Source organism: Prauserella salsuginis (assembly GCF_024648885.1).
GTDB lineage: Bacteria > Actinomycetota > Actinomycetes > Mycobacteriales > Pseudonocardiaceae > Prauserella > Prauserella salsuginis.
The window spans coordinates 87167-111229 of record NZ_JANBBF010000016.1 but is presented as its reverse complement, the minus strand read 5'-3'; the positions used below and the strand labels follow the sequence as shown (position 1 = coordinate 111229).

The 24063-nt window shown below is 71.1% G+C and carries 24 protein-coding genes; 14 read left to right on the top strand and 10 right to left on the bottom strand.

Annotated elements, in window-relative coordinates:
- Positions 1–173 precede the first annotated feature (173 nt).
- Entirely contained in the window at positions 174–539 is a 366-nt protein-coding gene (locus LY40_RS25650) for a DUF6401 family natural product biosynthesis protein (RefSeq protein WP_183787321.1), read from the top strand.
- Between the two features lie 205 nt (positions 540–744).
- Here the strand turns inward: LY40_RS25650 and LY40_RS25645 are convergent, their stop codons facing one another.
- Both LY40_RS25645 and mmuM read right to left on the bottom strand, forming a co-directional pair.
- Positions 745–1572: a mechanosensitive ion channel family protein gene (locus LY40_RS25645; protein ID WP_183787322.1), complete on the bottom strand. Its 828-nt coding sequence runs from the start codon at positions 1570–1572 to the stop codon at positions 745–747.
- Positions 1573–1658: 86 nt separating this feature from the next.
- Positions 1659–2576, bottom strand: a complete 918-nt coding sequence (gene mmuM / locus LY40_RS25640; protein ID WP_183787323.1) for a homocysteine S-methyltransferase — start codon at positions 2574–2576, stop codon at positions 1659–1661.
- Positions 2577–2767: 191 nt separating this feature from the next.
- Here mmuM and LY40_RS25635 point away from each other — a divergent pair, with 191 nt between their 5' ends.
- The 7 genes from LY40_RS25635 (at position 2768) to LY40_RS25605 (ending at position 10104) form a co-directional block, all read left to right on the top strand.
- Entirely contained in the window at positions 2768–4036 is a 1269-nt protein-coding gene (locus LY40_RS25635) for a J domain-containing protein (RefSeq protein WP_258938413.1), read from the top strand.
- A 176-nt stretch (positions 4037–4212) separates the two neighbouring features.
- Positions 4213–5007 carry a 3-oxoacyl-ACP reductase FabG gene (gene fabG / locus LY40_RS25630; protein WP_183787324.1) on the top strand — a complete coding sequence of 265 codons (795 nt, stop codon included), beginning with the start codon at positions 4213–4215 and terminating at the stop codon, positions 5005–5007.
- Complete coding sequence (locus LY40_RS25625) at positions 5004–5489, top strand: MaoC family dehydratase (RefSeq protein WP_258938412.1); 486 nt, start codon at positions 5004–5006, stop codon at positions 5487–5489. The genes fabG and LY40_RS25625 overlap by 4 nt, the downstream gene beginning before the upstream one ends.
- A gap of 70 nt (positions 5490–5559) precedes the next feature.
- Positions 5560–6582 (top strand): phosphotransferase family protein, encoded by a 1023-nt coding sequence (locus LY40_RS25620; protein WP_258938411.1) that lies wholly within the window; start codon positions 5560–5562, stop codon positions 6580–6582.
- A complete protein-coding gene (locus LY40_RS25615) occupies positions 6582–7793 on the top strand; it encodes an acyl-CoA dehydrogenase family protein (protein WP_183787327.1) in 1212 nt (403 codons plus the stop codon). Before LY40_RS25620 ends, LY40_RS25615 begins: the two co-directional genes overlap by 1 nt.
- On the top strand, positions 7790–8989 hold the full coding sequence (locus LY40_RS25610) for an acyl-CoA dehydrogenase family protein (RefSeq protein ID WP_258938410.1): 1200 nt from the start codon (positions 7790–7792) through the stop codon (positions 8987–8989). Before LY40_RS25615 ends, LY40_RS25610 begins: the two co-directional genes overlap by 4 nt.
- Positions 8986–10104 (top strand): acyl-CoA dehydrogenase family protein, encoded by a 1119-nt coding sequence (locus tag LY40_RS25605; RefSeq protein WP_258938409.1) that lies wholly within the window; start codon positions 8986–8988, stop codon positions 10102–10104. Before LY40_RS25610 ends, LY40_RS25605 begins: the two co-directional genes overlap by 4 nt.
- A gap of 67 nt (positions 10105–10171) precedes the next feature.
- Here LY40_RS25605 and cutA read toward each other — a convergent pair whose 3' ends face one another.
- The 3 genes from cutA to LY40_RS25590 all read right to left on the bottom strand — a co-directional run bounded on the left by cutA (position 10172) and on the right by LY40_RS25590 (position 12204).
- Positions 10172–10492 carry a divalent-cation tolerance protein CutA gene (cutA, locus tag LY40_RS25600; protein WP_183787330.1) on the bottom strand — a complete coding sequence of 107 codons (321 nt, stop codon included), beginning with the start codon at positions 10490–10492 and terminating at the stop codon, positions 10172–10174.
- A gap of 150 nt (positions 10493–10642) precedes the next feature.
- On the bottom strand, positions 10643–11437 hold the full coding sequence (locus tag LY40_RS25595) for an SDR family oxidoreductase (protein ID WP_258938408.1): 795 nt from the start codon (positions 11435–11437) through the stop codon (positions 10643–10645).
- Entirely contained in the window at positions 11434–12204 is a 771-nt protein-coding gene (locus LY40_RS25590; RefSeq protein ID WP_183787332.1) for an SDR family oxidoreductase, read from the bottom strand. The genes LY40_RS25595 and LY40_RS25590 overlap by 4 nt, the downstream gene beginning before the upstream one ends.
- A gap of 46 nt (positions 12205–12250) precedes the next feature.
- Here LY40_RS25590 and LY40_RS25585 point away from each other — a divergent pair, with 46 nt between their 5' ends.
- Both LY40_RS25585 and LY40_RS25580 read left to right on the top strand, forming a co-directional pair.
- The gene (locus LY40_RS25585; protein WP_258938407.1) at positions 12251–12889 is read left to right on the top strand and encodes a TetR/AcrR family transcriptional regulator; all 639 of its coding nucleotides are present in this window, start codon (positions 12251–12253) and stop codon (positions 12887–12889) included.
- A 232-nt stretch (positions 12890–13121) separates the two neighbouring features.
- Positions 13122–13601 carry a nucleoside deaminase gene (locus tag LY40_RS25580; protein ID WP_183787334.1) on the top strand — a complete coding sequence of 160 codons (480 nt, stop codon included), beginning with the start codon at positions 13122–13124 and terminating at the stop codon, positions 13599–13601.
- A 194-nt stretch (positions 13602–13795) separates the two neighbouring features.
- On the opposite strand, the gene LY40_RS25575 is transcribed toward LY40_RS25580, so the two are convergent.
- The 4 genes from LY40_RS25575 to LY40_RS25560 all read right to left on the bottom strand — a co-directional run bounded on the left by LY40_RS25575 (position 13796) and on the right by LY40_RS25560 (position 17886).
- Positions 13796–14449: a TetR/AcrR family transcriptional regulator gene (locus tag LY40_RS25575; protein ID WP_258938406.1), complete on the bottom strand. Its 654-nt coding sequence runs from the start codon at positions 14447–14449 to the stop codon at positions 13796–13798.
- 44 nt (positions 14450–14493) lie between these two features.
- Positions 14494–15654, bottom strand: a complete 1161-nt coding sequence (locus LY40_RS25570; RefSeq protein WP_258938405.1) for an acyl-CoA dehydrogenase family protein — start codon at positions 15652–15654, stop codon at positions 14494–14496.
- A gap of 184 nt (positions 15655–15838) precedes the next feature.
- On the bottom strand, positions 15839–16993 hold the full coding sequence (locus tag LY40_RS25565) for an acyl-CoA dehydrogenase family protein (RefSeq protein ID WP_372497785.1): 1155 nt from the start codon (positions 16991–16993) through the stop codon (positions 15839–15841).
- A gap of 2 nt (positions 16994–16995) precedes the next feature.
- The gene (locus tag LY40_RS25560; protein ID WP_258938404.1) at positions 16996–17886 is read right to left on the bottom strand and encodes a TIGR03084 family metal-binding protein; all 891 of its coding nucleotides are present in this window, start codon (positions 17884–17886) and stop codon (positions 16996–16998) included.
- Positions 17887–18160: 274 nt separating this feature from the next.
- Between LY40_RS25560 and LY40_RS25555 the strand changes: the two genes are divergently transcribed.
- Positions 18161–19009 carry an enoyl-CoA hydratase-related protein gene (locus LY40_RS25555; protein ID WP_183787339.1) on the top strand — a complete coding sequence of 283 codons (849 nt, stop codon included), beginning with the start codon at positions 18161–18163 and terminating at the stop codon, positions 19007–19009.
- Complete coding sequence (locus LY40_RS25550) at positions 19009–19770, top strand: acetoacetate decarboxylase family protein (protein WP_307877187.1); 762 nt, start codon at positions 19009–19011, stop codon at positions 19768–19770. Before LY40_RS25555 ends, LY40_RS25550 begins: the two co-directional genes overlap by 1 nt.
- Here LY40_RS25550 and LY40_RS25545 read toward each other — a convergent pair.
- Positions 19727–20764, bottom strand: coding sequence for an AraC family transcriptional regulator (locus LY40_RS25545; protein WP_258938403.1), 1038 nt, complete (start codon positions 20762–20764; stop codon positions 19727–19729). The two genes, LY40_RS25550 and LY40_RS25545, sit on opposite strands and share 44 nt — an antisense overlap.
- A 90-nt stretch (positions 20765–20854) precedes the next feature.
- On the opposite strand from LY40_RS25545, the gene LY40_RS25540 reads away from it, so the two are divergent.
- Together LY40_RS25540 and LY40_RS25535 are read left to right on the top strand one after the other, a co-directional pair.
- Entirely contained in the window at positions 20855–22354 is a 1500-nt protein-coding gene (locus LY40_RS25540) for a flavin-containing monooxygenase (RefSeq protein WP_258938402.1), read from the top strand.
- Positions 22355–22604: 250 nt separating this feature from the next.
- Positions 22605–24005, top strand: a complete 1401-nt coding sequence (locus tag LY40_RS25535; protein WP_372497790.1) for a cytochrome P450 — start codon at positions 22605–22607, stop codon at positions 24003–24005.
- The last annotated feature ends 58 nt before the right edge of the window (positions 24006–24063 follow it).

Below are 24063 nucleotides of genomic sequence, written 5' to 3'. Positions count from 1 at the left end.
GTCCGGACAGCGTAGATGGCCCGGCCTCGGCGCACGGCACAACCGCGCAAGCAGGCGCGACATCACACGCTGTGCGTACGGGCCGGCACGCAGCGACGTTCCCCGCCCACGGACGACCGTGAGTCACGAAGCGCCTGAAGATCCACCCGAACGGGTGGATAGACTACGGGGCCATGAGTTGGTTGATGAACACGTGGCGGGAGTCTGCCGCCAGGCGGGAACTCACCGCGCTCACCGACCGGCTCAGCCGGATCGGAGCCGCACCCGCCCTGCTGCCGGTGGGCCGGCTGGCGGCGGTCGATCAGCACGCGGCCGCGATCCGCGACATTCTGACTCTCGGCGCGGGCGGCCTCTCCCAGGCCCAGCTCGCCTACTATGCCCGCGGCGTGCACGACGCGGCCCGCGACGCGGGCTGGACCCCGCCCGCCGACGAGGAGTCCGCCACGGACTGGGTCATCCTCCGACTGGCCGCCGTCTGCCTGCTGGCCACGGTGGGCGCCGCCGCCGGCGCAGAGCTCGACCCGGCCCTGTTCTCCTGACCCGCCCGGTTCCGCCGAGCGAGACTTCCCGCAAGCCGACGTTCGACCGACCGGCTCGTTCAGCCGGCCGTTCCCGCCGTATCCGGGGCCGCACCGGGGTCCGCACCACCCCGGCACATCCGCGGGCCGCACACACGACGGCGGGTACGCCCCCGAAGGTTCTCGGGGCCGCACCCGCCGCGGCGATGGAACTACTCGTGGGCGTTCACCTGGGGTAGTCGCCCGTGTCGGGCCGGGGCTGTTCGGACTGCATGCCCGAGGCGCCCGGTGCCGTCGGAATCGGCCCGGTGGCAGGCTCCTGCTGGGCCGTCGCGGCACCGGACTGGGCGCGCATCGTGTCCTCACGACCGCGCTGGTAGGCCTCGTCCGACCCGGTCGCGGGCAGCTCCGACTCGGCCCTGCCGAGCCAGCGCTCCCACCGTTGCTGCATCGGCCGCACCATGCCGCCGCCGACCCCGACGACGATCACGCCGCCGACGGTCGCGAGTACCGTCACCAACACCGGCATCGTCACCGTGGTGGCCACGCCCATCTGGTTCAGTGCGGCGATCACACCCAGCGCGACGATGAAGACCTGCGCCACCCTGGCCACGAAGTTGCCCCAGCTGAACGCGCCGAGTGCCGCGCTGGCGATGTCCTTCACCGCGTTGCCGATCGCGGCGGCCACCACCACGATCACGATCGCGACCACGGCCATCGGCAGCCAGGCGACCACGTCGGCGAGAAGCGTGCTGACGGGGTTCGGACCGAAGACCGCGAAGGCCATCTGCAGTGCGATCAGCAGGACCGCGTAGTAGACGATCGCTGCGATCAGATCACTCGCGTCGTACTTCGAGCGTTCGAGCGCCCGCTTGATACCACCACGTTCGACCGCGCGATCGAAATGCAGCCGCTCGAGCACCATGTCGACGACCTTGCGCAGCGCCTTCGCCACGATCCAGCCGACGACGAGAATCACCAAGAACACAGCGAGCCTGGGCAGGAAGTTGATCACCGTGTCCAAGACGCTGCGGAACGAATCACCAATGTTCATCGCCGGTACCATCCTTTCCGGGTGGTTGCGGACTACCCGGAAAATGAGGCTCACACGCGCATCGGCGAAGCGCCTTTCGAGATCGACTAATCACCCCGATCGGGTGAGGTCCCAAATTCTTGAACGATTTTCGCGATCTCGGCTATCTCCGCTGGACACACCCTGCAGCATCCACCCACGAATTGCGCCCCGGCGCGAATCCACTCGCTCACCTGCGCGGGGGAAAAGGTCGCCCGCCCGGTCCATTGACGCGCGGTGGCATCCCATCCGTGGCCACTGTTCGGATACGCCACGGCTGGTTTTCCGGTGATCGCACGTGCCACCTCGACGGCATGGACCACCTCGTCGGGCGCGCAGCAGTTCACCCCAACGCCTACCACGCGGTCGTCGCCCGCAGCGACTGCGAACGCCTCCTCGAGCGGCTGTCCGGCCCGCGTGCGGCCACCCGCCACGGTGTACGACAGCCACGCCGGTACGTCCACCGCGTCGAGCGCGGCCAGCAGCGCAGCGGCCTCGTCGACGTCGGGCACGGTCTCCAGCGCGATCAGGTCCGGCCGCGCCTCGGCGAGGGTCTCCATGCGGGGCCGGTGGAACGCCGTCAGCTCGCGCGCGGTCAGTCCGTACCGGCCGCGGTACTCCGACCCGTCGGCCAGGTAGGCGCCGTAGGGGCCGACCGAGGCCGCCACCCGTCCACCACCCACACGTTCGGCCGCCTGCCGCGCCAGTTCGACGCTGCGCCGCAGGAGCCGCCGCGTCTCGCTTTCCGGCAGTCCGTGCGCGGCGAACCCCGGCACGCTCGCCTGGTAGCTCGCGGTGATCGCGACGGTCGCTCCCGCCCGGAAGAACGCCTCGTGGGCGGCGACGATCTCGTCGGGCGCATCGGCCAGCATCCGCGCCGACCACAGCGAACCCGACAGGTCGTGCCCGCGCGCTTCGAGCTCCGTCGCCAAGCCGCCGTCCAGCACCACGAGCGGAGCACCGCCCGCGTCACCGGTCTCGTCCATGCGGCCAGACTACTGTGACGCCCGCCGCCGGCGCGGCTTCGCTGCGTGGTTCCCGCCGGTGATCCGCCAGAGCGGGGATCACGTCACGCACCGCATCCGACGGCCTACAGTATGGCGCCGACGGTATTGCCGCCCCGCGCGAGTACCCGCCGGCGGGACGACACCCGAGCAGGCCACGGAGGAGGAGCAGCGTGCGCGACGACGACCGGCGCGGCCCGCGACCGGGCGCCGTGGCGGACGAGTCGGCCGGCGGACCCGTGGGCGAGGACCCCGCCGACGGTCACCCGATGGGCGACGGCGCAACGGCCACCGACCCGGCCGACGAAGTCGACTTCTACGACCTGCTCGGTGTCCCCGACGACGCCACCCCGGCACAGCTCAAATCCGCGTTCCGTGCCCGGGCGCGGTCGTGGCATCCCGACGCCGGCGGCGACGCTCACCGGTTCGCCCTGCTGCGCGAGGCCTACGACACGCTCACCGATCCCGTGCTGCGCGCCGCCTACGACGGCACGGACGGCGCCGGCGACGAGGAGGACGAGGAGGACGAGGAGGCTGGCGTGTCCGCGGCCGGTGCGACGACGGATCCCGATCCGGTCCCACCGCCGCGCCGGCCGCGGACGCGCGCCTTCGGGGACGACCCGTCGTTCCGGCCGCCGCGGGTGCGGATCGACCCGGCGAGCATCGCGTGGTGGGACGCCGCGGCCGCGGAGCCGCGCACCCGCTTCTCACCGGGACGTGCGCCCGGGCACGCGGTACCGACCCTCGTACCCGCCGTCACCGTGCTGGTCGCAGCGGCGCTCGCCCTCGCCGCAGCACCCGCCCCGGTCCTCGCCACCGGGCTGGCCGCAGCCGTGGCGGCGGCCGGCTCCCTCGGTGTGTACCTCCACCGGAGGCACACGGCACTGCGGGCCGCGCGGGCCGAGGTGCGCGACGTCGTGTTCGGCCGGCCCGGCGCCGACGACGACCAGATCGCCGAGCGCCGCACGGCCGACCTGCTCGAGCGATACCTGACCCGCCTGCCCGGCGCTCGGATCTTCCACGGCGTGGCCTGGCCGGGCTCGGTGTTCGCCGACATCGACCACGCCGTCCTGTGCGGGAGGCGGCTGCTGCTCGTCGAATCCAAACGTTGGCTGCCCGGTCACTACACCGTCGCCGAGGACGACGTGCTGCAGCGCAACGGGCGCAGGTTCGGCGGAGGAGGCAGTCGGCTCGCCGAAGCCCTCGACATGTTCGAAGTTCTCCTTCCCGACATCGAGGTCCGCGGCGCACTGGTGCTGTATCCCAGCCGCGCGGGCACGATCACGGTCGGCCCGACCGGGGGCTTCGGCACCGGCGGGACCGACATCGCGGTACTGACCCCGCAGCAGTTCGTCCGCGACGCCGGGGCGTGGCTGGCCGACGATCCGTCCACTGTGGATGTCCGAGCCTTCCGCGCGGTGCTCGCCCAGGTCGTGAGCTGATCTCCGGCAGAAGCCATCGCCGGACAGGCACCGCGCCCCCGGCGTCGGCTGCGTCCGTACCTGGGTCGACGCCCCGCCCCGCACCCGACTGTTCCGCCCCACCGGTGGGTTCCGGCTGCCGTCGGTCTCCCGCACCGGCCTTCCGACTGGTAGCTTCCTAAGCGCACGCTTACTCGATGAGGAGGTCCTTCGTGTCGGTGGACAAACCTGTTCCGGAGTCACCGTCCCGTGTCGCGGTCGTGACCGGCGCGGGCCGCGGTATCGGAGCCGCGGTCGCCCGGCGGCTCGCCGAGGACGGCTTCGCGGTCGGCCTGATCGATCTCGACGAAGCCGGCGCCAAGGCGGGCGCGGACGCGATCACCGCTGCGGGCGGCAAGGCGGTCGGCCTGGCCGCCGACATCAGCGACGCGGAGGAGGTGGACCGGGTCGTCGCCGAGGTGGCCGACACGCTCGGGCCGCCGACCGTGCTGGTGAACAACGCCGGCATCACGCGGGACAACCTGCTGTTCAAGATGTCCGAGTCCGACTGGGACTCGGTCATGGGCGTGCACCTGCGCGGCGCGTTCCTGATGTCCCGCGCGGTGCAGAAACACATGACCGACCAGGGCTGGGGCCGGATCGTCAGCCTGTCGAGCACGTCCGCGCTCGGCAACCGCGGCCAGGCGAACTACTCGACGGCGAAGGCCGGACTGCAGGGCTTCACCAAGACACTGGCCGTCGAACTCGGCAAGTTCGGCGTCACCGCCAACGCCATCGCACCCGGCTTCATCGCGACGGATATGACCGCGGCGACGGCCGAGCGGCTGGGCATGGGCTTCGAGGACTTCAAGGCCGCCGCGGCGAAGGAGATCCCGGTGCGCCGGGTCGGTGCGCCGGAGGACATCGCCCACACCGTGTCGTTCCTCGTCAGCGACGGCGCCGGGTTCGTGTCCGGTCAGGTGATCTACGTCGCGGGAGGGCCGAAGGCATGAGCACACCCGAGTCCTCCGAGCCGGAACCGGCCAGGGTCTTCGACGACCTGGACAGTTTCACCGCCGCCGTCGGCGAGCACCTCGGACACAGCACGTGGCACACCGTCACGCAGGAACAGGTCGACCTGTTCGCCGACGCGACGCTCGACCACCAGTGGATCCACGTCGACCCCGAGCGCGCCGCAACGGGACCGTTTGGCGGGCCGATCGCCCACGGGTTCCTCACGCTCTCGCTCGTCCCCCGGCTCGCCAAGGACATCTACCGCGTCGACGGACTGAGCATGGGCATCAACTACGGCCTCAACAAGGTGCGCTTCCCACAGCCGGTGAAGGTCGGCCAGCGGATCAGGGCGAGCGCCGAGCTCGCCGAGGCCACCCCCGCCAAACAGGGCACGCAAGCCATCGTGCGGTGGACCATCGAGATCGACGGCGAAGCGAAACCAGCCTGTATCGCCGAGATGGTCACCGTCCTGGTGCCGTGATGCGCCGGGGGTGTCCGGAGGGCCGGACACCCCCGGACCGACACCGCACCGCTCATGACAAGGAGGTCGGATGAGCGACGCAGATCCCCCCGGCGTGGACCTGGCGCGGCTGCGCACCTATCTGGACCGGGAGCTGCCCGGTGCCGTCACCGGTCCACTGACGGCACGGCTGATCGAGGGCGGCCGGTCGAATCTCACCTACATTCTCGACGACGGCGCCCGCCGGTTGGTGCTCCGGCGTCCTCCGCTGGGTCACGTCCTGCCGACGGCGCACGACATGGGACGGGAGTACCGCGTCATCAGCGGGCTGAGCGGGACCGCCGTGCCGGTCCCCCGCGCCCGCACGTTGTGCACCGACGACGACGTGCTCGGCGCGCAGTTCTACGTCATGGACTTCGTCGACGGCTCTCCCCTGCGCACCGCGGAACAGCTGCGGCCGCGGGGTGAGGAACGGACGAGGGCGATCGTGGACCGGTTGGTCCGCACCCTGGTGGACCTGCACGCCGTCGATCCGCACGAGGTCGGGCTCGGCGATTTCGGCAAACCGGACGGGTTCCTGGAACGCCAGCTCCGGCGCTGGTCGAAGCAGCTCGCCGCGTCCCGCAGTCGTGATGTGCCCGGTATCGACGAACTCCACGAACGGCTCGCGGCGCGCATCCCCGTCTCGCCCGCACCGTCGATCCTGCACGGCGACTACCGCCTGGACAACGTGCTCGTCGGCGCCGACGACCGCATCAACGCGGTCCTCGACTGGGAGATGTCGACGCTCGGTGACCCGCTCACCGATCTGGCGCTACTCCTGGCGTACTCGCAACTGCACACCCTGGACCTGGACACCGTCAGCGACGTCGGCGCCGCGCCGGGACACCCGTCGCCGGACGAGCTCGCCGACGCCTACGCCCGCGCCTCCGGGCGCGACGTGTCCGCACTCGGCTGGTACCTCGGATTCGCACTGTTCAAGCTCGCCGTGATTCTCGAGGGCATCTACTACCGCTACAGCCACGGGCAGACGGTCGGTGAAGGGTTCGACCGCATCGGGGCGGGCGTCGCCCCGCTCGTCGCGCTCGGCAACTCCGCACTGAAGGAGAACTGATGGATTTCGCCCTCGACAGCACCACGGAGGAGTTCGCGGGGCGACTCCGCGAGTTCATGGACTCCCACGTGTACCCGGCCGAGCCGGTGTTGCACGAGCAGCTCGCCGAGCGCAGCGACCCGTGGTCGGTTCCGCCCGTCGTCGAGGAACTCAAGGCCGAGGCGCGCAAGCGCGGGCTGTGGAACTTCTTCCTCCCCGGTCCCGACGGCGGCGGGCTGACCAATCTGCAGTACGCGCCGCTCGCGGAGATCACCGGTCGCAGTCCCGAACTGGCGCCGGCCGCATTGAACTGTGCGGCGCCGGACACGGGCAACATGGAAGTGCTGCACATGTTCGGTTCCGCCGAGCAACAGCGCGCATGGCTGGAACCGCTGCTGGACGGGGCCATCCGCTCGGCCTTCGCGATGACCGAGCCGGAGGTCGCCTCGTCCGACGCCCGCAACATCTCGACCCGTATCGAGCGGGACGGCGACACCTACGTCCTCAACGGACGGAAATGGTTCATCTCCGGAGCCATGAACCCGAACTGCCGCATCTTCATCGTGATGGGCAAGACCGACCCCGACGCCGAACCACACCGGCAGCAGAGCATGGTCCTGGTGCCCCGTGACACGCCGGGGCTGCACGTCAAGCGCGGCATGCAGGTGTTCGGCTACGACGACAGCTCCGGGGGCGGACACGCCGAGGTCGTCTTCGACGACGTGCGCGTTCCCGCCGAGAACCTCATCGGCGAGGAGGGCGGTGGTTTCGCCATCGCGCAGGCCCGGCTGGGGCCGGGCCGCATCCACCACTGCATGCGGCTGCTGGGCATGGCCGAGCGGGCGCTCGAGCTGATGTGCACCCGCGCCGTCAGCCGGGAGGCGTTCGGCACTCCGCTGGCCAAGCAGGGGGTCGTGCACGAGTGGATCGCCGAGTCCCGCGTGACCATCGAATCGTTGCGGTTGCTGGTACTGAAGACGGCGTGGCTCATGGACACCGCGGGCAACAAGGGCGCCCACACGGAGATCCAGGCCATCAAGATCGCTACCCCGCAGGCCGTCGAGTCCATTCTGGACAAGGCGATCCAGCTCCACGGTGCCGGCGGCGTGAGCCAGGACTTTCCGCTGGCGGCACTGTGGGCCTCGGCACGCACGCTGCGTCTGGCCGACGGCCCCGACGAAGTCCACAAGCGCTCCCTCGCCCGCCGAGAACTGAAGAGGTACCAGTCATGACGACCTCCGAGAAGAGCTTCGACGCCGAGGCCCTGCGCGCCCGCGTCGCCGACGTGCTGGCCGCGCACGATCCCGCCACCACCGATCGGCTCGCATTCCTGCGGGCGCGGTTCGACGCCGGACTGGCGTGGGTGCACTTCCCCGTCGGCCTCGGTGGGCTGGACGCCCCTCGGGAACTGCAGTCGGTCGTGGACGCCGAGTTCGCCGCCGCCGGTGCGCCGGACAACAATCCGCGCCGCATCGGCATCGGCCTCGGCATGGCCGCACCGACCATCCTCAAGTTCGGCAGCGAGGAACTGAAGCAGCGGCTGCTCCGTCCGCTGTGGACCGGCGAGGAGGTGTGGTGCCAGCTGTTCTCCGAACCGGGGGCGGGTTCCGATCTGGCCGCGCTCGCCACTCGCGCGGTGCGGGACGAGGACGGGTGGATCGTCAACGGGCAGAAGGTGTGGACCTCGAGTGCGCACACGGCACAGTGGGCCATTCTCGTCACCCGCACCGATCCGGACGTGCCGAAGCACCGGGGTATGACGTACTTCGTGCTGGACATGACCCAGCCGGGCGTCGAGGTGCGGCCGCTGCGGCAGATCACCGGCGAGGCCGAGTTCAACGAGGTGTTCCTGACCGACGCGCGCATCCCGGACGCGCAGCGTCTCGGCGAGGTCGGCGCGGGCTGGCAGGTCGCGCAGACCACGCTGATGAACGAACGCGTCGCGATCGGCGGCAACGCCCAGCCGCGGGAGGGCGGCATGGTCGGCAAGGTCGCCGAGACCTGGCGCGACCGGCCCGAGCTGCGCACCCCGGAACTGCGCGACCGCCTCGTGAAGCTGTGGGCCGAGGCGGAGGCGTTCCGGCTCGCCGGCAGCAGGCTGCGGCAGCAGCTCGCCGTCGGCCAGCCCGGGCCGGAGGGCTCCGGCATGAAGCTGGCGTTCGCGACCGTGGCACAGCAACTCGCCGCGCTGGAACTGGAGATCCTCGATGAGGACGCGTTGCGCTACGACGAGTGGTCCATGCGCAGGCCCGAGCTCGTCGACTTCACCGGCCGCGACGCGGGCTACCGATATCTGCGCAGCAAGGGCAATTCGATCGAGGGCGGCACCTCCGAGGTGCTGCGCAACATCATCGCCGAGCGGGTGCTGGGCCTGCCCTCGGAACCGCGCACCGACAAGGATGTCGCCTGGAAGGACCTGCCTCGATGACCACTGCGGACCTGCTCTACTCGGACGTCGAGACCGATCTGCGTGCTAGCGTGCGCGACCTGCTCAACGATCGCTGCGAGCCCGCCTCGCTGCTCGCCAGGGTGGAGAGCGACGAGCCGTACGACCTGGAGCTGTGGCACACCCTCGCCAGGGAGCTCGGCGCCGCGGGGCTCGCGGTACCGGAGGAGCTCGGCGGGCAGGGCGCGTCGACGCGCGAGGTGGCACTCGTGCTGGAGGAGCTCGGCCGGTCGGTGGCGCCGGTGCCGTTCCTCGGCAGCGCCGTACTCGCCACGTCGGCGCTGCTGGCCTGTGACACGGCGTCCGCCGAGGTCGCGGACCTGGTGCGCAAGCTCGCCTCTGGCACGTCGACCGGCGCACTCGCAGTACCGCTGTCGACGATGGCCGACGCCGAATTCCCCACCGCCGTCACGGCCGCCGCCGACGGCACGCTCAGCGGCACCGTCCGATCCGTCGCCGACGGCGCGGCCGCGGACGTGTTCGTCGTCCCGGCGACCGGGCCGGACGGTCCCGGCCTGTACGCGGTCGAGGCCACTGCCGCCGAGGTCTCGGCTCCGGTGTCGTTCGACTTGACGCGCCCGATCGCCGACGTCACGTTCGGGGGTGCCGCTGCGACCCGACTGGCGGGATCGGACCGCGCGCCCGGCGCGGTGACCGGAGCACTGAGCACCGGTGCCGGACTGCTCGCATCGGAACAGCTCGGCCTCGCCCAGTGGTGCCTCGACGAGACCGTGGAGTACCTGAAAGGCCGGTACCAGTTCGGCAGGCCGGTGGGCTCGTTCCAGGCTCTCAAACACCGGCTGGCCGACCTGTGGCTCGAACTCGTCGGCGCGCGGGCGGCCGCGCGCTACGCCGCCGACACCCTGGCCCGCGGGGACGCCGACGCACCCGTCGCGGTGGCGATGGCCCAGTCCTACTGCGCCGAGACGGCCGTCCATGCCGCCGAGGAGTGCATCCAGTTGCACGGCGGGATCGGTATGACGTGGGAGCACCCGGCCCACCTGTACCTCAAGCGGGCCAAGGCGAGTCAGGTCGCCTTCGGAGCCCCGGGCAGACACCGGGCAGCACTGGGCGATCTCGTGGACCTGCCCGGCTGATCCGGTTTGCCGCCGCGGGTGGAGACGCTCCGGGAGGTGGGGCGTCTCCACCCGCTCGTCCGGGGCGTCAGCGGGTTTCCTCGACCAACCAGGACAGATAGTCCGCGTGGCCGCCCACGACGGGCGTGACGATCACCTCGGGCACGTCGTAGGTGTGCCGCTCGGTCAGCAGCGCCACGAGACTCTCCGCCCGGTCCCCCGCCGTCTTGACCTCGACACGCCACTCCGCGTCGGTCTCGATGGCGCCCTCCCAGCGGTACACGCTGGTGATGGGGCCGACAACCTGCGCGCAGGCACCGAGCCGCGCCTCGACGGCCGCGGCGGCCAGTCCCCTGGCTGCCTCCTCGGAGTCGGTGGTGGTCACGACGACGACGTGTTCACGAGTCATGGCGCCCACCCTAGGACGCCGTGGGCGGTGGCAGCGGGACCGCTCCCCGGCCCCGCTGCCAACCGCCCACGACCCGCTACCCGAGCGAACCGGCCGGCGGGAACGCCGCCGGTGCCGGACGTGCGGCCGCGGCTCGCACCACGGATCCGGTCACGGCGCCGTGCCGCCGACCGCGTCCTCGATCCGCCGTTGCAGCTTGTTCATCCCACCGAGCCAGCGGTCGGTGTCGGTGGCACGTCTGGCGTAGTACTCGGCGACCTCGGGATGCGGCAGGATCAGGAACCGCCCGTCCCGCAGCCCCGCCATGACGGCCGCCGCGACGTCCTCGGGCTCGACGGCGTCGGCGCCGAGCAGTGCCTGCCCCGCCGCACCAGCGTCCTCCAACAGCGCCGTCCGCACCCCTTGCGGGCACACGACCTGTGCCCCGATGCCCCGGTGCCGGTAGGTGGCCACGAGCCATTCCGCGAAGGCGACCGCACCGTGTTTGGTGACCGAGTACGGCGCTGACCCGAGGTTCGTGAGCAGCCCCGCAGCCGAGGCCGTGACGAGCAGGTGGCCGCTGCCGCGCTCGAGCCAGTGCGGCACCAGCTCTCTGGCTGCCCGCACGTGCGCCATCACGTTGACCTCCCACGAACGGGCCCACGCCTCTTCCGGCGCCTCGGGCCCGCCGTGTTCGGCGACGCCTGCGTTCGCGCAGTACAGATCGACCTCGCCCAGCTCCTCGCGGGCACGCGCGACGAGGGCGCGGACGCCGTCCTCACTCGCGGCGTCGCCCGCGACGGCCACCGCCCCGAGGTCGTGAGCGACCGATTCGACGGCCGCACCGTCCCTGTCGGCCAGCACGAGGCGAGCCCCCTCGGCGGCGAAGGTCCGCGCGAGGGCGGCACCGATGCCCCGGCCAGCGCCGGTGATCACGACGCCTGCGCCGGCCAGTTCCACACTCACAGGCCACCGCCGAGCGTGACGCCGCCGTCCAGCACGAGTGTCTGGCCGGTCAGCCAGGCGGCCTGTTCGGACAGCAGGAACGTCACCGCGCCCGCGATGTCCGAGGGCATGCCCAGCCGCTTCAGCGGATACGACGAGGCGATCTCGGCCTCCCTGCCCTCGTAGAGCTGAGTGGCGAACTGCGTCTTCACGATCGCGGGCGCCACGCAGTTGACGCGGATCTGCGGGCCCAGTTCCTCGGCGAGTTCCGAGGTCGCGCGGATGACCGCGGCCTTGCTCACGCCGTACATGCCGATGCCGGGCGAGGTCCGGATGCCGGCGACGGAGGCGACGTTGACGATGGCGCCACCGTGCTCGCCCATCCATGCGTCGCGCACCGCCCGTGTCCATGCCAACGGCGCGAGGACGTTGACCTGGAAGATCTTCGCGGCGGCCTGCTCGTCGCAGTCCAGCAGCGAGCCGAAGTGCGGATTGATACCCGTGTTGTTGACCAGGTAGTCGATGCGCCCGAACTTCTCCATGGTTCGGGAGACGGCCTCCTGCCGGTGTTCGGCGTCGTCGGCCCTGCCGGCCACGCCGAGTGCCACATCGTCGCCACCGAGCTGGGTCACCGCCTCGGCCAGCGGATCGGGTTTGCGCGCGGTGATACACACCTTCGCGCCGCGACGCACCAGATCCTGCGCGATCCCGAAGCCGATTCCCCTACTCGCGCCCGTCACCACGGCGACGGTGCCGGTGAGATCGCCCGGCCCTGCGGTGCTCGTCATGTCGTCGTACTCCAATCCGCGCTGAGCGCTCGCTTACACTGCTGACATGTCTGGGATCTCGTCCGCCGGTCCGCAACCGGCCGACCTGTGGCCGGAGGTGCAGCCCGATGCTGCGCGGCGGCTGATGCTCGCCGGTGTCGAGTCGTTCGCACGACGCGGATACCACGCCACCACGACGCGGGACATCGCGGCGACGGCGGGGATGAGCCCCGCGGCGCTGTACGTCCACTTCCCGTCGAAGGCGGCGCTGCTGTTCGCGATCAGCCGCAGCGGCCACGAGCAGGTGCTGGCCCTCGCGCAGCAAGCGGTCGACGAGGCGGCCGACCCGGCCACGGCCGTCCGCGACCTCGTCGAGCGATTCACGGCCTGGCACGCCAGGCGGCACACGATCGCGCGCGTGGTGCAGTACGAGCTGGAGGCGCTGCCGGAGCAGCAGTACGGCGTCGTGGCGAGCCTGCGCAAGGACATCGAACGGCTGGTGCGAGACGTGGTGGAACGCGGCTGCGCCGACGGACTGTTCACCGTCGGCGACGCCGGTACGGCGGCCCGGGCGGTGCTCTCGCTCGGCGTGGACGTCGCGCGCTGGTACACCGACCGGTCGCGGCTCACCCCGGAGGAACTCGGCAGCGAGTACGGAGACCTCGTCCTGCGCATGCTCGGTGCGGCGGCCACGCCAGGGTCGTGACCACGATGGCCGACGGCACGGGCCAAGGTCACGACCGATCACCTCCGGCTTCCGCGACAGCGCTGTCCTCGCGAAACCCATCCTAAGCAACCGCTCACCTGATGCACCAGGGCCGGCCGGCACCCGATCGGCACGCGGGAGTATCCGCGCACTCGTCCCGCCCGGCCCGAACGCTCGCCTCTCCCGTCCGAAATAGACACACCCGGCCCACCGACACACCGAGGAGCACCCCATGACCTCGCCGACCGCGCCACTACCCGACCCGCACACGCTGCTCGCCCCGGCGAAGGCCGAGGCCCGTGCCGGCGCGGAGGAGGGCGGGGTGCCGATCGGTGCCGCCCTGTTCGACCTCGACGGCACGCTGCTCGGCCGCGGCCGCAACCGCCGGGTCCAGGACGACGATCCGATCATGCACGCCGAGACCGCGGCGTTCCGGAACGCGGGCAGGCGGCCCCATTACCGCGACACGGTCATGGTCACCACGCTCTCGCCGTGCTGGTACTGCAGCGGGCTCGTCCGCCAGTTCGGCATCGGCCGACTCGTCATCGGCGAGGCCACCACGTTCTCAGGTGGTCACGACTGGCTCGCCGAGGCAGGTGTGGATGTCACGATCCTCGACGACGCCGACTGCACCGCCCTCATGGAGACGTTCATCCGCGAACGGCCCGCCCTGTGGTTCGAGGACATCGGCACACCGGCCGACGAGCACTGACACGCCACCCGCGCAGTGAGGCGGCGCACCCGAGGGGAGAGCCGGACCGCAGCGTCACGCCCAGGGACTCGAACCGGCACGGGACGCCCTGGCCGATGTCCGCCTGCGGCTGGACCCGGACGTCGCGTTCGTCCAGGTCCGCGCCGTCGAGTACGGCTGCTTCCTGGTCGAGGTTCGCCGGGCCTGAACCGCGATCACACCGCCGCGTCGAGCATGCGGGCCCACTGCCGGACGATCTGCGCCCGGCGCGGCGCGTCGTCGGTGAGCAGGTTGGCCAGCCCGAGCCCGCGTGCCAGGTCGAGTGTTGCCTGCACGGCTTCGCGCACGCCGGGCCGGGTTTCGTCGGCGCCCAGCAGCTCCACGGCGACGCGGTGCGCCTCCCTGCCGACGCGGGCCTGCAGCGGCACCAGCACCTCCCGCAGCCCCGCGTCGTGCGAGGCTGCCACCCACAGGTCCAGCGCCGCGCGGAACTTCACGCCCGTGTAGAGGTCGAGCAGCATCTCGGCAACCGCCGGGGTCCGTGCCCGCCCGGGCGGCAGCTCGTCGGCCCGCCGCCGCAGTTCGGTGATCTGCTCCTCCCCCAGCTGCTCGACCGCCGCGACGACGAGCGACTCCCGGGTCGGGAAATGATGCTGTGCCGCACCGCGTGACACGCCCGCCCGTTCGGCGACCTCGAGCATCGTCGTGGCGTGCCAGCCGCGTTCCGCGAGCGATTCCACGGCAGCGCCGATGAGTTTGCGCCGGGTGGTGCGGCCGCGGGCCTGCCGCCTGCGGCCGTCGGCTGCGGTCGTTTCCCCGCCGACCGTCTCGTCGTCCGGCACCGGCCTGGGCTCGGTGGCCGCGTTCATCGGCATCCGCTCCTCGTCTCCCGCGGAATCTGACCACTACGTGCTCAGTAGGACTTCGGCAGGCCCAGGCTGTGCTGGGCGACGAAGTTCAGCACCATCTCCCTGCTGACCGGTGCGATCCGGCCGACCCGCACGGCACTGAGCAGCGTGCCGAGACCGTACTCGGAGGCAAGCCCGTTGCCGCCGTGGGTCTGAACCGCCTGGTCCACGGTGCGGGTCGCGGCTTCGGCGGCCGCGTACTTGGCCATGTTGGCCGCCTCGCCCGCGCCGTGGTCGTCACCGGCGTCGTACAACGCGGCGGCCTTCTGCCCCATCAGTTTGGCCAGCTCGGTCTCGATCTTGACCTCGGCGAGCGGGTGCGCGATGCCCTGGTGCGACCCGATCGGAACACCCCACACGCTGCGGTCCTGCGCATACGCCGCGGCCTTGTCGAGGGCGTACCGGGCGATGCCGACCGAGAAGGCCGCACCCATGATGCGCTCCGGGTTGAGCCCGGCGAACAGCTGGGCCAGCGCCGCGTCCTCCGAACCGACGAGGGCGTCGGCGGGCAGCCGCACGTCGTCCAGGAACAGTCCGAACTGCTTGTCGGCCGACACGAGATCCATCGGGATCTCCTTGTACTCGAACCCGGGTGTGTCGGTGGGCACGATGAACAGCGCCGGCTTGAGTTTGCCGGTCCTGGCATCCGTGGTCCTGCCGACGATGAGCACCGCGTCCGCTTCGTCCACACCGGACACGAACACCTTGCGTCCGTTGAGGACCCAGTCTCCCCCGTCCCGGGCGGCGGTGGTCGTGATGCGGTGGGAGTTCGAACCGGCGTCCGGTTCGGTGATCCCGAACGCCATGCGGACACTGCCGTCGGCGAATCCGGGCAGCCACCGCGCGCGCTGGTCGTCGGTGCCGTAGCGGGCGATCACCGTCGCGCAGATCGCCGGTGACACCACCATCAACAGCATCGGGGTGCCCGCGGCGCAGAACTCCTCGCACACCGCGGCGAGGTCGCCGATGCCACCACCTCCGCCGCCGTACTCCTCCGGGACGGACACGCCGAGATAGCCGAGGCCGCCGGCCTCGTCCCACAGTTCGGTCGTCTTCCCGCCACCGCGAGCGCGTTCGATGTAGTAGTCGTGGCCGTACTTCTGTGCCAGCTCCGAGACGGCCTGCCGCAGCGCCTCCCGCTCCTCGGATTCGGTGAAGCCCGTCATGGGTGCCGTCCTTCCTGCGTGTGCCGCGGGCCGTGCGGTGACTCGGCCCGTGTGCGTGCGCCGTGTTGCCCGAGCGTGTTCGGAGCGTGTTGCCCGAGTCGCGTTGCTGAAGTCGTGTTGCCCAAGTCGCGTTACCGGAGTCGTGCTTCCGGTCTCGCAACGGCGGGGGTGTGACCGGGCGTGCTCAGCTCGTGTAGCCGAGCCGTTTGGCCGCCAGTCCGGTGAGCACCTCGGTGGTGCCGCCGCCGATGCCGAGAATGCGGACGTCGCGATAGTGGCGTTCCACTTCGGATTCGCTCATGTAGCCGAGCCCGCCGTGCAGCTGAACCGCTTCGCCCACGACCCATTCCCCGGTTTCGACGGCGGTGTTCTTCGCGAAACACGCCTCGGCGATCACGTCCTCGCCCGCGGCGTGCCGTTTCGCGATCTCGCGGGTGTAGGTGCGTGCCACGTCGACCTTCCGCGCCATGTCGGTGAGTTTGTGCTGCACCAGCTGACGCGACAGCAACGGGCGGCCGAACGTCTCGCGGGTGCGGCACCATTCGGCGGTCACGTCGAGTGCCCGTTGCGCGGTCGCGTAGGCCTGGACCGCCAGTGACAGCCGTTCGCCGACGAACTGCGTCGCGATCTGGAAGAAGCCGCTGTTCTCCGGTCCGATCAGGTTCGCCGCGGGGACGCGCACGTCGTCGTAGAACAGTTCGGCGGTGTCGGAGCAACGCCAGCCCATCTTGTCGAGCTTGCGGCCGACCGTGAGCCCCGGTGTGGGCTTCTCGACGACGATGAGCGAGAGCCCGTGTGCGCCGTCGCCGCCGGTGCGCACGGCGGTGGTGATGAAGTCGGCGCGGCAGCCGGAGGTGATGAACGTCTTGGCGCCGTTGACGACGTAGTGGTCGCCGTCGCGCCGCGCGGTGGTGCGGATCCCGGCCACGTCGGACCCGCCATCGGGTTCGGTGATCGCGAGCGAGCACACCTTGTCGCCGGCGAGCGCCGGCTTGACCCACTTGTCGAGCTGGTCCGGATCGCCGACGGCGGCCATGTGCGGAACGGCGATACCGCAGGTCAGCAGCGATGCGACGAGACCGCCGGAGCCGCCTGCGTCGTGGATCTCCTCGGTCACGACGAGCGCGTCCAGGAAGTTCCCACCGCCTCCACCCGCTTCTTCCGGCAGCGCGACGCCGAGCAACCCGGCCTTGCCTGCCTTCTGGTGCAGCCACCGTGGCAGCTCTCCCGCGGACTCCCATTCGTCGAGGTGGGGCAGCACCTCACGCTCCATGAACTCGCGCACGGTCGCACGCAGTGCGGTGCGTTCCGGGGTGGCGAGCGGATCCGGCTGGGTCACGGTCACTCCTCGTGTCCGGCGGACGGTTGCTGTCCCGCGGACGGTCGCTGCCGGGTGGGTTGTTGGACCCCGGCGGCAGGTGTCGGTGCCGGGGACGGACCGGCGGTGAACTGGCCCGCCGCACGGCCGTCGCCGGGTGGGCCTGCGAACGCCTGGGCGATCCGGAGCCAGTCCTCCGCACCCGGGGTCGCCCGCAGGTCGGTGTCGTCGCGGTGCCGGCGCTGGGTCACCAGCAGGCAGAAGTCCAGTGCGGTGCCGGTGACGCGGTCGGCGGCCTCATCGGGACCGAAGGTCCAGACGTCGCCGTCGGGTGCGGTCAGTTCGACGCGGAACTCGGTGTCGGGCGGGGTCCGGTCGTGGACGAGGTACGCGAAGTCGCGGGTGCGCACGCCGATGCGGACCACGTGCCACAGCCGCGGCGCGGGGGTGCGCACCACGCCAAGGGCGTCGGCGACGTCCTGCCCGTGCGCCCAGGTCTCCATCATGCGGGCGGTGACCATGGATGCGGCGCTCATCGGCGGGCCGTACCAGGGCAGCTTCTGCCCAGCGGGCACGGCGGTAAGCGCCTCCCGGAGTGCGGTCCGGCCCGCGCGCCAGCGGCGCAGCAGTTCGGGCGGCCCGGTGGTCTCGGCGATCTCGCGGGCGCCCGCGTCCACGTACCCTTCGCCGCCGTCGAGTGCACGGGTCAGTTCGGTGCCGAACTCGTCGGGCTCGCGCGCGGCGAGCAGCGCCTTGTCGTCGGTCCAGGTCAGGTGGGCGATCTGATGGGCGATCGTCCAGCCTTCGGCCGGGGTGGGCCGCTGCCAGTCCGCGTCGGGCAGTCCTGCGACCAGCTCGTCGAGTTCGGCGCTCTCCGCGTCGAGGTCGTCGAGGATCGCCTCGAGGTCCGCCACCCGGGTACCTCCTTGTTCCAGATCCGGCCTGTCGCCGGTTGTCGGGGCACCGGCGGGTCCCTGCGTCGTCATCTCCCGGCAGCCGGGAGGGCCATTCGGGGAACGCGGCAGCACCGTAAGCCGCCGTCGCACACCAAATCAAGCACGCGTGATTGTTTTTACCTTGTTGACACGATGCCAGTAAGCCCCGTAGTCAGGTTTCGGCACCTCGCCACCCGCTCACCGCCGCGCTCCCGCGGCACCGGAGCTTCGCCGACGACACCGGGAGAGACCCGTGGGTGACACGACGACCGACTTCACCGAGATCACGTACCGCGTAACCGACCGGATCGCCACGGTCACGCTCAACCGCCCCGAGGCACGCAACGGCTACACGGTCCGGATGGCCGACGAGCTGGCCGCCGCGTTCGACCGCGCCGACCGCGATCCCGAGGTCCGCGTGGTCGTCCTGACCGGCGAGGGCAAAGATTTCTCCGTCGGCGCCGACCTCTCCCAGGGCGGATTCGACTTCGACCCCGACACCGGACCGGACGCGGCCTGGCAGGAACCGGCGGGCCGCTGCTCGAAACGCATCTTCACGATGGACAAGCCGGTGATCGCCGCACTGCACGGCAGCGCTGTCGGCGGCGGGCTCACCATCACGCTGTCGGCCGACTACCGGCTCGCCGCCGCCGACAGCCGCTTCGGGTTCGTCTTCACCCGCCGGGGCATCTACCCCGAGGGCGCCTCCGCGTGGTTCCTGCCGCGGCTCGTGGGCATGGGACGGGCGATGGACTGGATGATCAGCGGCCGCCTCTTCGACGCCGCCGAGGCCGAGCAGGCCGGGCTGGTCCACAGAGTCCACGACCCCGCAGGCCTCCTGGACGCCGCCTACGCTTTGGCGGCCGATCTCGCCGCCAACACCGCGCCGGTGTCGGTCGCCGTGACCCGCCAGTTGCTGTACCGCATGTCGGCGCTCGACTCACCGGCGCCGGTGCACGAGGTCGATTCGAAACTCATCGCGAGCATCGGCACCAACCCGGACGCCGCCGAAGGCGTGCTGTCGTTCCTGCAGAAGCGCCGGCCGCGATTCACCCTCAGCCCCGACAAGGACCTGCCCGACTTCCTCCCCTGGAGCCACTGATGTCCTCACCGCAGCCGCCCCGCCCACTGCCCGCGACCCCGGACACCACGCCGGATCACGGCATGTCGGATCACGCCCTGTCGGAGTACCCGCCCGCCCCGTGGCGCCTCACCGCCGACGCCTACCTGTCATTGTGGACGGTCCCGGTGGCCGACCTGTCGCGCCTGCCCGCCGGGGAACGGCCGGTCACGGTCGGCGGCACGGCGTTCGTGGCCACCGCCTGGTTCGACTATCTGCCGTCGGGGCAGATGTCGTACCACGAGCTGCTCTCCGCCGTCGTCGTCCGCAGCGGTCTCACCCCCACCGCGACGATCACGGAGATCTGGGTCGACAGTCCCGCGTCGAAGGCGGGCGGCCGGAACCTGTGGGCGATCCCGAAGGAGCTCGCCGACCTCGAGTTCGCCCACGGCCGCGGCTTCAATGCCACGGCGGTTGCCGCAGGTGCGGGCGCCCCCGCAGGTGCGGGCGCCCCCGCCGGCGAGGGCGTAGCCGGCGGGGAGGGCGTAGCCGGCGGGGACTGGATCGCCACCGCCGCCTTCTCGCCCCGGCCGGCCCTGCCCGCCCGGGTGCCCGCATCCTTCGCGATCCGCCAGGAATCCGCGGGCGGCCCGCTGACCAGCGCCGTGCGGTCGTCGGCGAAGCCGGGCGCGGCCACGGCGGCCTGGAACATCAACCCACACGGCCCGCTCGGCTATCTCGCCGGCCGCACCCCGATGTTCAGCGCACACCTGTCCGGCGCACGGATCCGGTTCGGCGGCTGAACTCGCGCGGGGACATGCCGTGCCATCGCGCGAACGCGTGGAGGAAGCTCGACGGTTCGCTGTAGCCCAACCTGTTGGAGATCTGCTCGACCGTCAGCGTGCCGTCGGTGAGCAGTTCCTCCGCCCGCCGGCGCCGCACCCCGTCGACCAGGTCGCGATAGCTCACGCCCTCGGCAGCAAGCCTGCGGCGCAGGGTGCGCTCGGTCAGCGACAGCCTGGCCGCGATCGCCGTCATCCCCGCGCCGGGCCCCACCTCGGCGAGCGCCCTTCGGACCCGGGTGGCCACGTCGGTGTCCCGCCGCCGCGCGTCGAGCAGTTCCCGGCACTGCCGCTCACACCACGCCAGGGTGTGGACGCTGGCCTGCGGCATCGGCTGGTCCAGCACCTCGCGGGGAAAGGTGATCCGGGTGCTGTCACCGAACTCCGGAACCACACCGAGAGCCTCGCGGTACGGCCGCATGTCGGCGGGTTCGGGCACACGCAGCGACACGACCGCCGGGCGGAGGTCGGCTGCCGCCTGCTCGCGCACGAGGGTCACGATCGCGGCGATGTCGCGTGCCACCAGGAAACCGCGCACGTCGGCCGGCACCTCGTCGTCCTGGCATCGAAGTTCGGCGAGCCGGCCGGCGATGCGCAGTTCCGGCAGGCAGAAGACGTACGTCAGCTCGATGTACCGCAGGGCCAGCTCGACCGCCTCGCGCACGGTTTCGCAGCTGGTCACCGCGTAGCCCCAGATGCCGTACGACGTCGCGTGATACCGCGTGCCCGCCCGGAGTCCGAGTACACCGGGATCGCGGTCGGCCTGTCGCCGCACCAGATTGCGCACCACGGTCAGTTCCTGCTCGGCGGTCACACACGCCTGTGGATCGCGCAGGGCAGCCGGGTCGAGACCTGTTCCGGCCAGCACGTCGTCGACCGACTGGCCGAGTTCCTCCGCGAACCCTGCCAGCAGCGCCGTGCTCGCCACCCCGCGAGGAAAATCCCATTCGGCCACGTGTCCGAAAATATCAACTGTCCGGAAATGTCAACAGTGTGTCCGTCGATGAGATGGGGCGACCGGCGGTCCGATCCCTAGGCTGCCGCCATGATCACTCGCAGCACCGCGCTGATCGTCGGAGCCGGCTTCGGTGGCATCGCCATGGCCGTCGAGCTGCAGCGCCGCGGCATCGACGACGTCGTCGTCCTGGAGAAAGCCGCCGACCTCGGCGGCGTGTGGCGGGAGAACACGTACCCGGGAGCCGGCTGCGACGTGCCCTCCCCGCTGTACTCGTTCTCGTTCACCGGGGCCACGCGATGGCCTCGGCGCTACGCCGGGCAGCCCGACATCCTCGCGTATCTGCGGCGGGTCGCCCGCGAGTACGGCGTCACCGGCCGCATCCGGTTCGGCCGCGAGGTCGCCTCGGCCGAGTTCGACGAGACCACGGCCCGCTGGCTGGTTCGCACCACCGGCGGCGAGGAGTACGAGACCACGGCATTCATTCCCGCCGTCGGCCAGCTCTCCCGGCCCGCCTACCCGGACATCCCCGGCAGGGACACGTTCCGCGGCACGGCGTTCCACTCGGCCGAGTGGAACCACGACTGCGACCTCGCCGGCAAGCGGGTCGCCGTGATCGGCACCGGTGCGAGCGCAATCCAGTTCGTGCCGCAGATCCGGCCGCGGGCCGGGCACCTGACCGTGTTCCAGCGTTCGGCGCAGTACATCCTGCCCAAGCGCGACCATTCCTACGACCGCTGGTATCACGCACCGCTACGGACCGTTCCTGCGCTGCAGAAACTCGACCGGCTCGGCTTCTGGCTCTACGCCGAGTTCGCACAGGCCTGCCTCTCCCGGTGGCAGGCGTTCACCCCGGTGTTCAGCAGGCAGGCCGCCAAGCACCTGCGGGCACAGGTCGCCGACCCATGGTTGCGCGAGCAGCTCACGCCGGACTATGCGCTCGGCTGCAAACGCGTGCTGTTCAGCAACGACTACCTGCCGGCGCTGACGTCTCCCGCGGTGGACCTCGTGACCGACGACATCACCGCGATCACGCCCGAGGGCGTGCGCACGGCCGACGGCACGCTGCACGAGGCCGACGTCATCATCTACGGCACCGGCTTCGCAGCCCAGGATCTGCTCGCCCCGATGACGATCAACGGCCTCGGTGGCCGCGAGCTCGCCGAAACCTGGCGCGACGGCGCCCGCGCCCACCTCGGCATCACGGTGCCGGGCTTTCCCAACATGTTCCTCATGTACGGGCCGAACACGAATCTCGGCGGCAGCTCGATCGTCTACATGCTGGAGAGTCAAGCGCGCTACATCCGCGACGCCGTCGCGATGCTCCGCAGCCGCCCCGGCCGGTATCTCGACGTGCGCCCCGAGGTCGAGCACGCCTGGGACGAGTCGGTGCAGCGCAGGCTCGCGCGTTCGGTGTGGACCCGCTGCCGGAGCTGGTACCGGGCCGCAGGCGGCCGCGTGGTGTCGAACTGGCCGGGGCGAACCCGGGAGTACCGCACCCGCACCCGGCGGGTGCACCTCGCCGACTTCCGCGTCGGATCCGCCTCACCCCACCCGAGCTGGCCGGCCCGGACCGGCGCGGCCGACTGACGGTGCCGCAAGGGATCCCCGAAGTGCACCCTGGGGGAATTCGTGACCGGAGGACGCCCAGCACCAGCGCATCCCGGGCCGTTCCCTGCGACCGGGCGAACGCCCTTGTCGTTGTGCCAACAGGTGCGGCACGGTGGATGGAGGGTCTCGACGAGGAGATGGTGCCGTCATGGTCGTCACACCAGTCAACGCCGCCCGCGGTGCGACCGCAGCCGCGATCGACCGGGTCAGCACCGTGCTGCGGGAGCGCATGCCGCCGCTCACGGCATGGCCGCTGCCGAGCGCGGTCGACGACCGGCTGCTCGAGCAGCGCTGGCCTGCGCGGGAGCTCGCGAGCCCACCCGAGGGCAGCGGGCTCTCCCCCGTGTTCGGCGACGCGGGCCCGCCGTTGGTGGGAAACACGCTCACGCAGATGCGCTTCGGCGTCGAGTTCGGCCTCCGCCGGTTCGAGCGTTACGGCCCGGTGTCGTGGACCGGCGCGTTCGGCAGGCGGATCGTCACCCTCACCGGCGCCGATGCGACCCAGGCCGCCCTGGTGAACCGCGACAAGGCCTTCTCGCAGGAGGGCTGGCGGTTCTTCATCGACAAGTTCTTCCATCGCGGACTCATGCTGCTCGACTTCGACGAGCACCGGATGCACCGCCGGATCATGCAGGAGGCCTTCACTCGCGACCGGCTCGCCGGCTACGTCTCGAGCATGGGGCCAACGCTGCGGGAGGGCATCGCCGCCTTCCCGTCGTCGCCGCGGCTGTACTGGGCGCTCAAACAGCTGACCCTCGACGTCGCGACCCGCGTGTTCATGGACATGCGCAGCGACGAGGAGGCACGCGAGATCAACCGGGCCTTCGTTGCCTGTGTGCGTGCCGGCACGGCCCTGGTTCGCGTGCCGGTGCCCGGCGGGCGCTGGCGCGCCGGACTCGAAGGACGCAAGCGGCTCGAGCGGTACTTCGCCGACAACCTGCCCGCGAAACGCGCAGGCGACGGCGACGACCTGTTCTCCGCGCTGTGCCACGCCACGACGCCGGACGGCGAGCGGTTCACCGACACCGACGTCATCAACCACATGGTGTTCCTGATGATGGCCGCGCACGACACCACGACGATCACGTCCACGGCCGCGGCCTACTACCTCGCGAAGAACCCGGAGTGGCAGGAACGCGTCCGCGCCGAGTCCCGCGCACTCGGGGACGATCCTCCGGACATGGCCGCACTCGATTCGCTGACGTCGCTGGAACTGGTCATCAAGGAGGCGCTCCGGCTCGTCGCACCGGTGCCGAGCCTGTCGCGCACGGCGGTCAAGGACACCGAGGTGCTCGGGCACTTCATCCCGAAGGGCTCACTCGTCGGCGTCGCCCCTGCGGTGAACCATTTCGACCCGACGTGCTGGACCGAGCCGCACCGGTTCGATCCCGAACGGTTCGCCGCCGGCCGTCGCGAGGACAAGTCGCACCGATTCGCGTGGATGCCCTTCGGCGGCGGCGCGCACAAGTGCATCGGACTGCACTTCGGCATGTTCGAGACGAAGGCGCTGTTGCACGAGCTCGTCCGCTCGTACCGGATCACCGTGCCGAGCGACTACGAGGTCCGGTGGGATTACGTCTCGCTTCCGGTACCCGTCGATGGGCTTCCGGTGCACCTCCAGCCGGTCTAACTACGGAGAGTGACGCACACTGCCTGTAGAACCACCCGTACAGTCGGTAGACACAGCG

What these genes read in the sequence shown, in the direction of transcription:
- LY40_RS25650 (WP_183787321.1), top strand. Translation starts at nt 174, where the DNA reads ATGAGTTGGTTGATGAACACGTGGCGGGAGTCTGCCGCCAGGCGGGAA.
- LY40_RS25645 (WP_183787322.1), bottom strand. Translation starts at nt 1,572, where the DNA reads ATGAACATTGGTGATTCGTTCCGCAGCGTCTTGGACACGGTGATCAAC.
- mmuM (WP_183787323.1), bottom strand. Translation starts at nt 2,576, where the DNA reads ATGGACGAGACCGGTGACGCGGGCGGTGCTCCGCTCGTGGTGCTGGAC.
- fabG (WP_183787324.1), top strand. Translation starts at nt 4,213, where the DNA reads ATGAGGAGGTCCTTCGTGTCGGTGGACAAACCTGTTCCGGAGTCACCG.
- LY40_RS25625 (WP_258938412.1), top strand. Translation starts at nt 5,004, where the DNA reads ATGAGCACACCCGAGTCCTCCGAGCCGGAACCGGCCAGGGTCTTCGAC.
- LY40_RS25620 (WP_258938411.1), top strand. Translation starts at nt 5,560, where the DNA reads ATGAGCGACGCAGATCCCCCCGGCGTGGACCTGGCGCGGCTGCGCACC.
- LY40_RS25615 (WP_183787327.1), top strand. Translation starts at nt 6,582, where the DNA reads ATGGATTTCGCCCTCGACAGCACCACGGAGGAGTTCGCGGGGCGACTC.
- LY40_RS25610 (WP_258938410.1), top strand. Translation starts at nt 7,790, where the DNA reads ATGACGACCTCCGAGAAGAGCTTCGACGCCGAGGCCCTGCGCGCCCGC.
- LY40_RS25605 (WP_258938409.1), top strand. Translation starts at nt 8,986, where the DNA reads ATGACCACTGCGGACCTGCTCTACTCGGACGTCGAGACCGATCTGCGT.
- cutA (WP_183787330.1), bottom strand. Translation starts at nt 10,492, where the DNA reads ATGACTCGTGAACACGTCGTCGTCGTGACCACCACCGACTCCGAGGAG.
- LY40_RS25590 (WP_183787332.1), bottom strand. Translation starts at nt 12,204, where the DNA reads ATGACGAGCACCGCAGGGCCGGGCGATCTCACCGGCACCGTCGCCGTG.
- LY40_RS25585 (WP_258938407.1), top strand. Translation starts at nt 12,251, where the DNA reads ATGTCTGGGATCTCGTCCGCCGGTCCGCAACCGGCCGACCTGTGGCCG.
- LY40_RS25580 (WP_183787334.1), top strand. Translation starts at nt 13,122, where the DNA reads ATGACCTCGCCGACCGCGCCACTACCCGACCCGCACACGCTGCTCGCC.
- LY40_RS25575 (WP_258938406.1), bottom strand. Translation starts at nt 14,449, where the DNA reads ATGAACGCGGCCACCGAGCCCAGGCCGGTGCCGGACGACGAGACGGTC.
- LY40_RS25570 (WP_258938405.1), bottom strand. Translation starts at nt 15,654, where the DNA reads ATGACGGGCTTCACCGAATCCGAGGAGCGGGAGGCGCTGCGGCAGGCC.
- LY40_RS25550 (WP_307877187.1), top strand. Translation starts at nt 19,009, where the DNA reads ATGTCCTCACCGCAGCCGCCCCGCCCACTGCCCGCGACCCCGGACACC.
- LY40_RS25540 (WP_258938402.1), top strand. Translation starts at nt 20,855, where the DNA reads ATGATCACTCGCAGCACCGCGCTGATCGTCGGAGCCGGCTTCGGTGGC.
- LY40_RS25535 (WP_372497790.1), top strand. Translation starts at nt 22,605, where the DNA reads ATGCCGCCGCTCACGGCATGGCCGCTGCCGAGCGCGGTCGACGACCGG.